The following is a 13531-nucleotide window of genomic DNA, read 5'->3' on the forward strand; positions in this document are numbered from 1 at the left end:
GGAAATAAGTAAAAAGATGCCGAAAGTTTACATCAACTTCATGAGCAGTCCCTTCTTAGAAATTCAAACCGGAAGGATGAAATTATGATTTCTAAATATGTTGTGGAATGTGTTTTTTGTGAAGAAAACCGAAAACCTCGGCAAGCCATTGTCACAGTGCCTGCTACTTCTCAGCTACTAGCCATTCAAAAAGTACGAGCTGAATGTAAACGTCGCTTCGGAAAAACTTTATTACTGCAAACAGAAATTAAAGAAGACTTACTCATTGAACAAAAAGAAAGCTGACCATAAATTGGCCAGCTTTCTTATCCGATCATATTTTCACATGAAGATTAGGGGCATCCTCTTTAAGGATCGGGATTTACCCATTATGTGCGTTCCATAATGGTCATCGAACAATATATTTCTATACAATAAACTATTGAATAGAATAGGGCAAAACTTGTTCGCATTTTTAGAAAAGGGATAGGGATATAATTCAAGTAATACTTCGAATACTCGAACTTTATACTCATTATATTAAAGCAAATCCTTTTATATGAGAAATATGAATTACTTATATAATTCATTCGTAAAATATATTAATAGTTTTCTTTACTCTACTAACAACATACATCCAGCTAATATTGGTGTCATAATCATCGAAAACCTTAGAAGCATGCGAGGTGCATAATTTGTAAACTTAGCTCCTATATATGCTCCTAACATTGTCCCGATTAAAACTTGTACTAATAATACATAATCTAAATACCCTTCCGAACTATATCCAAACCCACCTCCAATTGCGATTGGTAATATAACGAGCATTGTCGTCCCTACAGATTGACGGATTGTTAAACCTAATAGAACCATTAATCCGAGTTGGATAAAAGGTGCTGAGCCAATACCAAATGCACCTGCTAAAATTCCAGTCACCAATCCGAGGAATATACATTTAATCACGTTATCTTTCGAAAGTTCTTTATGCCCTTTTAAAGACGACTGTGATCTTTTTTGAAACATAATCAACCGAATAAACATAAAAATTGCCGATAAAAATAACATACCAGCTGTAAACCAATGCAACAGATGTGCTGGTATTAACGAACCAAACTTTGAACCAATATAGGATCCAAACGCGCCAAATCCCCCAACAACTCCGCCTATTACAAGCACAACATTCCCTTCTCGGTAATGACTTACTACTCCAGATAATGTCGTAAATGCCATCGCAGTTAAAGATGTTGCAAGAGCAACGTGAATAGGGATATGGAATACTACAGTGAGTATCGCGATGATAAATCCAGCTCCTCCTGCTCCGACAAACCCTAATAAAACTCCCATTAATAGCATTGTTATAATAATTGCCACATATTCCCCCTCCAATATTCCAATTATCTATCACATGCGCACTTCTATACAAACAAAAAGCACCCTAAATGGATGCTCTTTCTACTTTTCTATATTAATAATATGTACTTACTCTTGATTAATCAAAATAACAGCTGGACCAGAAACAACTACTCCAGCCACTTCTATCTTTTCAAATTCCATCACTGTAATAGATATAACCCCTTCTCTTTCCATCAATTCCTTACTCAGGACATCAGTCGGTATTGATTTCACCGCCCTACCTCCTTTTCATTTTATACGAAATTACAAAAAACTACCCAATGCATCTAAATATATGCATCACCTCCACTTTCATTCCTTATTCCAGCCAAAATTCACATCCCCTTTCTATAACATATTGAAAAATAAAAAGCACTCGCCAAAGCGAATGCCTTTCCATTATTTACTCTCTATTACTTTTAACATTCTATTAATAAATGCTGCCGATTCCCCACGTGTTGCAGAACCTTTTGGCATAAACTCATTATTCTCATTCCCTTTTACGATACCTAACCCATAAACACGTTGAACCGCCTGTTTATCATACGCTAAATTTTGATCCGTAAATGGTAATGGAACTAAATTACCTTTAATATTTTTGTATTGCAATGCACGATCAATCATAATGACAGCTTCATCACGTTTAATCGTATCATTCGGAGCAAATATATCATTTCCTCGTCCACTTATAATCCCAGCACTAGCTGCACGATTAATACCATCTACTAGCGATGGATGAGCTGTGCTTAAATCTTTGAAATTCGATTTCCCCTCTGGTAATTGCAATGATCTTGAAACTAAATTCGCAAATTCACCACGTGTTACAAGACGTTCTGGCCAGTAAGAACCCTTACCGTCTCCAACCATAATACCTCTTTTATCTAATTCACGAATATCTGCTTCATACCAACCGCCAGTTATATCATCTTTATGATTCGCATCATAATAAGCTTTCGTTCCCTGTAAAAATGGCTCCCACGCATTATTCCTTATCATAATGGCCGGACAATTCTTTCCGCTCCAAAATTGATGTTTTTTCACATTTTCTAAAGGAATATTTAATTCCCCCATTAAATAGGCTGCTAGTTTGCGAGCATTTTCCACAGCTTTATTATAATCACCATCTTGATTGACAGCAATTTCAATTGCAATTGATTCTCTGTTACCGGTTCCTTCTGATCCATCTCCAGCATGCCAACCATTTTCATTTAATGGTAGATGTTGATAAATTTCTTTATCATCTACTGTAAAATGCCAAGATGCTGAACGGTCAGTCGTTCCTGTTGCTTGACTGTATAAATATTGTGCATGGTTTCTAGCATTTGCTCCAACACTATAATTATCTGTCTCATGAATTGTAATGTATTTTGGTTTCATCGCATAACCTGGACGAATATTTTCATTACCTGTTGGTACAATCATTTCCTTTAATGGTACACCGTAAATATCCGCTGTTTTCTCTTCTATTGGTGCAGTATACATAACCGCTGCACGTTTCGTACGAGTTGGAGTTGTGCTTTGAATAAGAGATGCTTTTGTACCCTCAAATTTTGCTGAAGGTGAATAAATCCATTTCACCTCATTATCTATTTGAACTTGGAACCACTCTCCAACTTGTCCAATTGCAATAATTGTTTGCGGTTGTAACACTTTCTCTTCTTTATATGAATTAAATGGTGCGGAATATGTAGCTGTCTCTTCATTAATTACTAACTTTTCGTTTGCCAAGTGATAAACTTCCTTAACCTCTACATTTCCTTCACTACTTTGTATCCACCCAGTTCCAGATTCTGTTTGTATATAGTAAGCGTTTCCTTTTTGTTTTTCGGCTTTCACTACTTGATTAGAAAGCTGAACACCTGTCGCTTTTTGTAACTCAGCAGAATCAAATAAAGATGCTGAACCTATTATATGTACAAAAAAATCTCCTTGTACTTCATTTGTTATTCCTTTGCTCTCTCCACGTCCATCTTCATCTTTCATATGGCTTTCAATACTTTTTAATGCTTGCTCGTCTGTTGAAATTGTTACGGTCTTTTCTACTGTGTCTGCATAGGAAAAACTTGGAATCGTTACCATACTAAATACAATTGATGCAGCTAAAACATTATAAAATTCTTTTTTCATACTAATTATTTAACACGTTTATATCTTAATTCGTGTTAACTTCCCTCCCTAATCTAAAATATTTAAGGCTATCTAGCAGACTTCTAAACTAAATAACCCTTTACAATATAACAAACTCTATCTCATTCGTATAGATAGGAATGACTACTATTTGCCTACTTTTTCTATATTGGAATATAGAAAAGAAGCTATAAAAGATATAGCTTCTCCTCTCACTATTTCAATCTCGTTGTACCTTATACTCTATAACTCTACCATCTTTATCAAATTGCAAAACAAGATATTCACTATCTATAGGAATGAAACCACGTTCATTCCCAAGATAGTACAAAGTAATAATTCCCTCTGCCCAACTTCTCGTTTTCATAGGGGTCCCTAACAATTTTGTAATTTTCTCGTTTTCATAGGGGTCCCTAACAATTTTGTAATTTCCTCGTTTGATTTCCCTATCAATTTATGCTCCTGTAATAGGTCATCTACCATATGTACTCGTTTTTCTTCATAATTTAACCACCGATCCTGATTAAAATTTGAAGTGTATTTATTTATACTTAATTGTACGGTGCATACTAGCAATGGAATGAGACCTACCATCATTATAGTGAACAGTTGTTTCTTACCTTTATCACGTCTTGCCGAAACATGTAAGATAGACTTTTGAATAATAACTAATAAAATAAAAGGCATTACTACCACCAAAATACTCATTACACTCAATGACACATGAACCATATCAATAACGAAAATAAACGCAATGTACATTAATATATACAAACAAAAATAAATGTACAACATTCCCCACAATATAGCGCTTTTACCTTTCTCCACCCAAATAACACCTACTTTATCCCGCTATTTGCGGGCAGTTAGACTCCCACCTCAAAATTCGGCTGTAAAGGGTAGAAGTCGTGTTGCCCATAAACCCCCACTAATTAAAGTTTTACTTTATTTTTCACTTCGCAACATAATTCATCTGGCCAATCATATCTCTAATCTTTTGTAGTTCTCGTGCTGTATATATTACTTTACTTGTTAAAACTTCATTTCTGAAAAACATTACAATTTGCTCTCTATCTTTAAATCTCGGCAATTCTTCATTAGAAAGATCAATAACTTCTTTTCCACTCTCATTTTCAAAATATACAATTGGTTTTACTTTTTCCTTTACAATATCTACTTGCATTTCTTCCAAACAATTATATAAAGTTTGAGATAGCATTTTCGCTTTATACGCTGGATTCCCTTCATTTCTTACTTGCAAAGTTAATGAAGTTCCATCCGTAATAAATTCAAATGTCTCTTCTTTTTCAATTTCATGTTGATACTTACCAATTTCCTCAATCATAAATGAATATATACCCGCATTTTCTCTCGTTAAGCCATGGATTAATTTCCCTGTCCATTCTTTCGTCTCAAGTAGATAAATACCAGTTTTACATAAGATAAGGTGATGAATTCGATTATCATTTATGTCACGTTTATCTCTATATTTATTGCGTATCATAAAAACGTTCGGTATAATATGAAACTCTTCTTCTAGTATTATTCCTTGCTCAACGAAACCTCGCTTCATATAATGTAATGTTTCATGCGCATTCACTTCAGCACCATTTTTGGTATATTCTCGTAAATCCGCAATTAAATTTTGAAACATATGTATTTCACTACTATGCTTATCTTGCATTTCACTACGTTCTTTACTATGTTGAACAGCCAATTGATTTTTCATCATACGCATATTTTCAAGTTCTCTAGCTGTATTCACTTGTAAATCATTATATTTTTTCTGTTCCATATTCTTTAAAGTATCCTGTTGTTCTTTATGCCCTGTAATCGTAGCTGCAATCTCATTTTCATACGTTTCAATCGCTTGTTTCTTTTCAAACTCTACTTGCTGACTCTCTGATTCTAACTGTTTATTTTTATAAAACAGTACAAACACTACAGCTAATAATATTAAAATCCCACCTATTAGCACATACTCCATATTATTACTCCTTTATTTCATTTCCGATTATTTTTAAACATATATCAATTACATTATACTATGTTATCAATATATACTTTGTAAAAATTATATATTTTTCATAAAAGGCACCTCAGTCGAGATACCTTTTAGATTCACTTTATTGTACACCATACTGAATATAACTTGAATCATAGTATACCCATTGATTTGTCCCTAAGCAAAGCCATCCATCTTGCTTACTCCATACTCGATATGATTCACCATGATGTAACTGTCTTATAACATTCCCGTTTAATGATGGAGCATCTCGCAGATTCACATTATCGCCAGTAATAGTTGCTACATAATGTTTATACTGAATATAACTTGAATCATTATATACCCACTGATTTGTCCCTAAGCAGAGCCATCCATTTTGTTCTCCCCAAACTTCATATGATTCGCCACGATTCAATTGGCGAATTACACTAGACTGTAAAGATGGTCCACTTCGTAAATTCACATTATCTCCATTAATTACAGCAACTCCGTATACTGGAGTCGCATTATTAGGCGTGGAAACATTCCCTCCACCACTTGCTCCATTTCCTTGTAAAGCTTCTAATGAAACAGCTGCTGATACGTCACAATTTCCTACACCTGAAATTTGCCCAGAATCTGTGTACTGCCATGCTGTCCACTCTGTCCATCCACCAGCATCAGCAGGCGGTATACTAGAATATCTGGAAATCCATAGTGGAATGTCACTTAATCCGCTAATTCCAAATTCATTAATATACCAAACTCCTGTATATAACATTACATTTTTCCCAGTAGCTTGTTTCACATAATTTACGAAACTTCTTGCCCAATTCGATATAGTCGCACCCGTTAAACTACTATTGCTAGTATCCGTTGGCGATTCTAAATCTAAAACAGGAATTAAGTCCGTCTGATTACTCTGTAATATATTCACAAAATATTTCGCTTCTGAAATGGCATCATTTTGTTCTGGGTGCGCAAAATGATATGCACCAATTAATACATTCGCATTTCTCGCAGCTTGTACATTTTGAACGAAAGTAGGGTCAATATAGTTCACACCTTCCGTCGCTTTTGCATACGCCGCTGGAATACCAGATGACTTCACAGCATTCCAATCAATGTTTCCTTCCCAATGAGACACATCGATAAACGTAACATTTGAACTGGATCTATTTTGCATATAAAAGCTCCTATCAAATTTTTTTATTCCGTATACAATATGTACAACTTCGGTTAGAGGACACGACTTTTATGCTATAGTAATAAAGTTCTAATACATTTATTTTGTCGAGTTGTTTAAGAAAAAAGTGAAATTGAAACCACCCTTCACCAAAAACTCCATTAATACACTTTTAACACCGCAAAAAAGGCCTTGTAATTACAAAGCCTTTTGCAAACTACCTTTATTTTGCAGTAAGTACATATTGTAATAAAGTCCTTGTTTACTAAGTAACTCTTGATGTGTTCCGCTTTCTACAATTTCCCCTTCATGCATAACAAATATTTGATCCGCATCTTGGATTGTAGACAATCTGTGCGCAATCGCTATCGTTGTTCTGCCTTTTCGCATTTGCTGCAATGCCGTTTGGATAGCCTCCTCTGTTTCTGTATCAATATTTGCCGTCGCTTCATCTAACACTAATACTTTCGGATTAGTTGCTATCGTTCTAGCAAAAGCAATTAATTGCCTTTGACCACTAGAAAATGCAGCTCCTCTTTCGACTACTTCTGTATCATACTGCTCTGGTAATTTTTCAATAAACGTATTCGCTTGCACAAATCGCGCTGCTTCCTCTATCTCTTCATCCGTAATCTCTTCATTATACATACGAATGTTTTGCTTTACATTTCCAGCAAATAAAAATGCATCTTGCAGCACAAGACCAATTTTCTTTCGAATTTCTTGTTCTTCAAACTTCTCTAAATCTACTCCGTCTATTACAATATTTCCTGATTTAATATTGTAAAATCTCATTAATAAATTCATAATCGTACTCTTTCCGCTACCAGTATGCCCTACGAAAGCAACCGTTTGCCCTGGCTTTACGTGAAAAGATACATTTTTTAAAACGTCACGCTTTCCATCATATGAAAAAGTAACATCTTTAAACTGAATTTCCCCATTAGCTATTCCTGGCTGTTCACTCCCCATTTGAACAGGAGCTAAATCTTTATCATCCATTAAATGAAATACACGCGATGATGAAACAAGCGCTTGTTGGAAGAAAGATAGTTTCATCATCATCTCATTTACCGGCTGGAAGAAACGATGAATATAGTTAACGAAAGCATATAAAACCCCTACTTCAACAGGACTCTTTAAAGCATCGATTCCGAATAAACCAAGTACTAACGCAATTGCTACAATATGAACAAGATCTGTTGCTGGACGTAAAAGTAATGCATCTAATTTCAATGTACGACGTCCAGCACTAAAATGTTTATTGTTCACTTCTTCAAATTCTTTTCTCATCCGCTTTTCTTGCCGGAACACCTGAACAATATTCATACCTTGAATGGACTCATTTAACTTTGCATTTAATATACTCAGCTGATTACGTACCTCTAAATAAAAAGCTGCACTTTTCCGTTGATACAACACCATAATTGCAAACATTACCGGAATTAATATGAGCGAAAATAGCGCTAATTTTACATCTAATAAAAACATCGCTACTAAAATCCCTACTAAAAAGACTACATTTTTCACGAATGTTGATAGTACACTAACATAAAAATCCTTAATCGCTTCTGTATCATTCGTTATGCGAGATACGAGCGTACCAATCGGCGTACGATCAAAGAAGCTTAATGACAATTTTTGAACATGTTCATACACTTCAACTCGCATATCTTGGACAATCTTAAAAGCGATATTTTGAAAGTACAATAAGTCTAAATAAGTAAATAATACTTTTAATAAATGAGCAATAATATACACTACAAATAGGGTTACAAGTGCTGATTGTTCAAAGTTACGTGGTACTAAGTGTTCATCAAGAAATTGTTTAATTAAAAAAGGACCCATCATTTCAGTTACAGTTGCACCAACTAGAAATAAAAATGCTAGCGCTAATAACCTTTTATATGGTCTCATATAAGAAAGCAATCGCCTTAAATCACTCCGCTTTTTCTCAGCCATCATACGCCTCCTTTCTCCACCAACGCCTCTAACTGCTGGCTTTCATACATTTCCTTATACCAACCATTTTCGTTCATTAGTTGTTCATGTGTTCCTCGCTGCATAACCTTACCTTCATCAATAACAAGAATAAGATTTGCATGCTGAATCGCACTTAAACGGTGCGCAGTAATAATCGTCGTTTTTTCTGCTCTTTCTCGTTTCAATGCAGTTAAAATAGTTTCTTCTGTTTTTGCATCTACAGCTGATAAACAATCATCTAAAATTAAAATTTCAGCATTCGTTAATAACGCACGTGCAATTGAAATCCGCTGTTTTTGGCCTCCTGATAGCGAAACACCTCTTTCTCCTACTACCGTTTCATATCCTTCCGAAAATTGAATAATATCATTATGAATACAAGCAATCTCAGCAGCCCTGCTAATTTCTTTATATGTAGCATCGGCCTTTCCAAAAGCAATGTTCTCCCCAATACTCGCTGAAAATAAAAAGTGATCTTGCGGTACATATGAAATTGCAGAACGCACACCGTGAAGTGTTAAATCTCGAATATCCCGCTCCCCAACTTTTAATTCACCATTAAAATGATCATACTCTCGAATTAAACATTTTAATAACGTCGTCTTCCCTGCACCGGTACGCCCTACAACTCCTAACGTTTCACCTTTTCTTAAGTTAAAGTAAATATCTTTTAAGTTTAATAGTTCATTCTTTTTATAAGAAAACGAATCAACAGCAAACGAAACATCACCACTTGCTATAGCGTGTATAGCATTTTCCTTATTCACTACATCTGAAGTTTGTGAAAATATTTTCTCCACACGATCATACGAAGCACGTCCACGCTCCATAATATTAAATAGCCATCCAAAAGCTAACATTGGCCATACAAGTGTCCCTAAGTACGTTGTAAATGTTACTAATTCCCCTACAGTTAATTCACCTCGTACGACTAATAATGATCCGTAACAAATTGCGATCAAAAATGAAAATCCGACAATTAGGGAAATCGTTGGATCGAATAACGAGTCAATACGTGCAACTAGCATATTTTTATGTACGACATCTTCAGATTTTTTCCGAAACGCTTGTAAATCCTCTTTCTCTTGTCCAAGTGAGCGAATTACCTTCATCCCACTCATACTTTCTTGTACTTTATCATTGATTTCAGAAAACGATTGCTGTGCCTTATGAAATCTTCTATGCAATAAAGTTCCATAATAATTTGTAGAAATAGCTACAATTGGCATCGGAATTAAACTTAATAACGTTAACTTCCAACTAATTGTAAATCCCATCGCTACGAGTACACATCCTCCAACAGCTAATGAATCAACGAGTGTTAAAACACCTGCCCCCGCAGTTTGCTGAATCGCCTGAATATCATTTGTCGCATGTGCCATCAAATCGCCTGTGCGACGTGATTGATAAAAGGATGGGCTCATCTTAGTAAAATGTTCATATAGATTCTTTCGCAGTTGACGAGCTAGTTTTAAAGAAGATCCAAAAATCATAATACGCCATAAGTAACGTAATATATACATCATAATTCCTACAACTACTAATAGAATAACCCAGTTCAACAATTTTTCAGACGTTAATGTTCCACTATTAATTTCATCTACTACAATCCCTAGTACTCTTGGCGCTACAAGTTCAAGAAGCGCGACACCAAATAACATAATAATTCCGATTATGTACGCTCGTTTTTCTTGCTTAAAAAACCAAGCTAAATTAAAAAACACTTTCATATTTATCCTCCTCCCTTAAAATGAGCGATGTTTTCAGTGTAACAAAAATACAGAATATTTAAAAGTTTTAAATATGTTTATAACCAAAAGAAAAGGGCACTCGGTAAGAGTGCCCTTTGGCGCTTATTTTGTTTGTTGCTTGTTCATCGCGCTCATCATTTGATTGATTTTCTTTTGGGAAGGTTTTTGTCCCATTTGCATCATCATCATTTTTAACATTTGTTCGTTAATTGGTGGATTTTTTTGTAAGTAATTCATCATGTATTTGCGGGCAATGAAAAATCCTAACGCCACGCCTGCTACTAGTGCTACTACGCCCACTAGAATACCTAACCACATTGGCATATCTTTTCCTCCTTCATGTTGTCTACCTTACAGTGTACTAAAACCTTTTCAATAAGACAAGATACTATTCGACATTTTTTACACATATGTTCGTACTTGTTTGAGAGGATTTAACCAACCGTACTTTTTATTTTCATAATCCATCGCTAAAAATGTTAACTCACACTTTCTAAGCACCTCAAAGAAAGTTGTTTCCATGGATACATTTCCAGAAGTATTTATTCGAATATATTGTGGTTTCACCATTATTTCTCCGTATTCGGCTCCTGTATAAAGCGTATGAGTATGATTTGTTCTTTCATATTTACCAAGAACACGCAAAGCTTGTTCTAATTTATGATGAATTTTCATTACTTGTAACGGCATCGTAATATACGTCATTTGTTTATATAATACTTTCTTCTCCGAAAGGAACCCAGATTCTGAAAATCGAGCAAATAAATCAAAAAACAAATATTCACGACCAAAGTAAGCTTTCGCAATATCCTCTTGAATTAAATACAATTCATACGTTTTCATTTTTCCCCTCCCGATCTGGACAACCTTTTCCCTACATTATATAAGAGAAGATTTGCAATGATTGTCTGACTACGGAGAGAGAAAAAACTTTTCCTGTCGAAAAAACTCAATTACATAGAAAAATCTCCCCATGCTGGAGAGATTTTTCTAAAATCATTAAAGCATTTCTTTTACTTTACGAACAACGTTCTCTACAGTAAATCCATACTCTTCCATAATCTTCTCACCAGGAGCAGAAGCACCGAATGTGTCGATACCTAGTACATCTCCATCAAGGCCTACGTAACGGTGCCATCCGAATGTAGCACCCATTTCAATTGCGAAACGTTTCGTTACTGCTTTTGGTAGTACAGATTCTTTGTACTCAGCAGTTTGAGCTTCGAAGCGATCCATAGATGGCATGCTAACAACAGCTGCATCAACGCCGTCTGCTGCTAGAGCTTTTTGCGCTTCGATTGCTAAGCTTACTTCAGATCCAGTTGCAATTAAGATTACATCAGAAGTTTCTTTCTTGCTTGCAGAAACTACATATGCACCTTTTGCTACTTTTTCATAAGTATCGTCTTTTGCACCTTCTAATGTTGGAAGATCTTGACGAGTTAACACTAATGCAGTTGGTGTTTTTGTAGATTCTAGAGCTAGTCTCCAAGCTGCAACTGATTCGTTACCGTCTGCTGGACGAATAACAGATACATTTGGCATTGCACGAAGCGCTGCTAATTGCTCAACTGGTTCATGTGTTGGACCATCTTCACCAACAGCAATACTGTCATGTGTAAATACATACGTTACAGGCAATTGCATTAATGCTGCAAGACGAATTGCTGGACGTAAGTAGTCAGAGAATACGAAGAACGTACCACCGTAAGTTTTTAAACCGCCATGAAGTGCGATACCGTTCATTGCTGCACCCATTGCGAACTCACGTACACCGTACCAAATGTTTTTTCCGCTGTAATCAGCTCTTGTAAAGTCTTTTTCGTTATTCATGTATGTTTTGTTAGAACCAGCAAGGTCAGCAGATCCACCGAAGAATGATGGTACAGACTCTGCAATTGCATTAATTACAGCACCTGAAGAATTACGTGTTGCTGCTTTTGATCCTAATTCATAAGTTGGTAAGCTTTGTTCCCAACCTTCTGGAAGAAGACCGTTCATTGCTGCTTGCAGTTCGTTTGCTAATTCTGGATATGCTTGTGCATATTCACCGAGCATCGTGTTCCACGCAGCTTGCGTCGTTTCACCAACATCTTGTACTGTTTTACGGAAGTTGTCATATACTTCTTCTGCTACATGGAAGTCTTGTTCAGCAGTCCAAGCGTATGCTTCTTTCGTTAATTTTGTTTCGTCTACACCAAGTGGAGAACCATGTGAAGCTGATTTTCCTGATTTGTTTGGAGAACCGAAACCAATTGTCGTTCTTACTTCAATTAGCGTTGGGCGTTTTTCGTCAGCTTTCGCTTCTTCAATTGCTTTTGCGATTGCTTCAATATCATTTCCATCCTCAACACGGATTACTTGCCATCCGTATGCTTTGTAACGATCTTCTACACTTTCAGAGAATGAACGATTTAAATCGCCATCTAATGAAATATCGTTTGAATCGTAAAGTACAACAAGACGACCTAATTGTAAATGAGCAGCTAATGAAGATGCTTCAGCAGAAACGCCTTCCATTAAATCTCCATCACCACAAATAGCGTATGTATGATGATCTACTACATTATACGCATCACGGTTGTATTTAGCCGCTAAATGTCTTTCAGCCATTGCCATACCTACAGCAGTTGCAATACCTTGTCCAAGTGGACCAGTTGTTGAGTCTACACCTGCTGTGTGACCATACTCAGGATGTCCTGGAGTTTTGCTTCCCCATTGACGGAAGTTCTTTAAATCATCCATTGTTAAGTCATAACCAGATAGATGAAGTAGACTGTATAGTAACATTGAGCCATGACCTGCAGATAATACGAAACGATCGCGGTTAAACCACGTTGGGTTATTTGGATTGTGTTTCATAAATTGAGTCCATAATGTATAAGCCATTGGTGCTGCACCCATTGGCATTCCTGGGTGACCAGAGTTTGCTTTTTCAATCGCATCAATGGATAATGTGCGAATCGTGTTGATAGAAAGTTGTTCGATTGAATGTGACATGCTATTCTTCCCTTCGCGTATGTTAGTAAACGTTTTATACATTTATATGATAGCTTCCCACGCAAGATTATACAACATGTATCGACAAATATGTTGATGTTTTTTTGATTTTTCATAAAAAACACA

11 protein-coding genes and 1 pseudogene are annotated in these 13531 nt (G+C 35.8%); 1 reads left to right on the forward strand and 11 read right to left on the reverse strand.

Annotation, left to right across the window (positions count from 1 at the left end):
* Positions 1-84 precede the first annotated feature (84 nt).
* Positions 85-285, forward strand: a complete 201-nt coding sequence (locus MR155_RS15650) for a DUF3903 domain-containing protein (RefSeq protein ID WP_002137765.1) — start codon at positions 85-87, stop codon at positions 283-285.
* Positions 286-594: 309 nt separating this feature from the next.
* On the opposite strand, the gene MR155_RS15655 is transcribed toward MR155_RS15650, so the two are convergent.
* From MR155_RS15655 to tkt, 11 genes and pseudogenes are all read right to left on the reverse strand, one after another.
* Positions 595-1350: a sulfite exporter TauE/SafE family protein gene (locus MR155_RS15655; protein ID WP_219303325.1), complete on the reverse strand. Its 756-nt coding sequence runs from the start codon at positions 1348-1350 to the stop codon at positions 595-597.
* Between the two features lie 108 nt (positions 1351-1458).
* Positions 1459-1605 (reverse strand): BC1881 family protein, encoded by a 147-nt coding sequence (locus tag MR155_RS15660; protein WP_002033491.1) that lies wholly within the window; start codon positions 1603-1605, stop codon positions 1459-1461.
* A gap of 165 nt (positions 1606-1770) precedes the next feature.
* Positions 1771-3498, reverse strand: a complete 1728-nt coding sequence (locus MR155_RS15665; RefSeq protein ID WP_219303326.1) for an S-layer homology domain-containing protein — start codon at positions 3496-3498, stop codon at positions 1771-1773.
* A gap of 220 nt (positions 3499-3718) precedes the next feature.
* Positions 3719-4260: pseudogene (locus MR155_RS15670) on the reverse strand (hypothetical protein).
* Positions 4261-4450: 190 nt separating this feature from the next.
* Positions 4451-5485, reverse strand: coding sequence for a nuclease-related domain-containing protein (locus MR155_RS15675; protein ID WP_219303327.1), 1035 nt, complete (start codon positions 5483-5485; stop codon positions 4451-4453).
* A 139-nt stretch (positions 5486-5624) separates the two neighbouring features.
* Complete coding sequence (locus MR155_RS15680; protein WP_219303328.1) at positions 5625-6671, reverse strand: GH25 family lysozyme; 1047 nt, start codon at positions 6669-6671, stop codon at positions 5625-5627.
* A 198-nt stretch (positions 6672-6869) separates the two neighbouring features.
* A complete protein-coding gene (locus tag MR155_RS15685; RefSeq protein ID WP_113936928.1) occupies positions 6870-8633 on the reverse strand; it encodes an ABC transporter ATP-binding protein in 1764 nt (587 codons plus the stop codon).
* Positions 8633-10384 carry an ABC transporter transmembrane domain-containing protein gene (locus MR155_RS15690; RefSeq protein WP_219303329.1) on the reverse strand — a complete coding sequence of 584 codons (1752 nt, stop codon included), beginning with the start codon at positions 10382-10384 and terminating at the stop codon, positions 8633-8635. The genes MR155_RS15685 and MR155_RS15690 overlap by 1 nt, the downstream gene beginning before the upstream one ends.
* Positions 10385-10507: 123 nt before the next feature.
* Positions 10508-10729 (reverse strand): YneF family protein, encoded by a 222-nt coding sequence (locus tag MR155_RS15695; protein WP_001132292.1) that lies wholly within the window; start codon positions 10727-10729, stop codon positions 10508-10510.
* A gap of 78 nt (positions 10730-10807) precedes the next feature.
* Complete coding sequence (gene sirA, locus MR155_RS15700) at positions 10808-11248, reverse strand: sporulation inhibitor of replication protein SirA (protein ID WP_002014415.1); 441 nt, start codon at positions 11246-11248, stop codon at positions 10808-10810.
* A gap of 156 nt (positions 11249-11404) precedes the next feature.
* Positions 11405-13405 (reverse strand): transketolase, encoded by a 2001-nt coding sequence (gene tkt / locus MR155_RS15705; protein ID WP_002087884.1) that lies wholly within the window; start codon positions 13403-13405, stop codon positions 11405-11407.
* Between the last annotated feature and the right edge of the window lie 126 nt (positions 13406-13531).

The organism is Bacillus cereus group sp. BfR-BA-01331, assembly GCF_022663915.1.
GTDB classification, from domain to species: Bacteria; Bacillota; Bacilli; order Bacillales; family Bacillaceae_G; genus Bacillus_A; species Bacillus_A mycoides.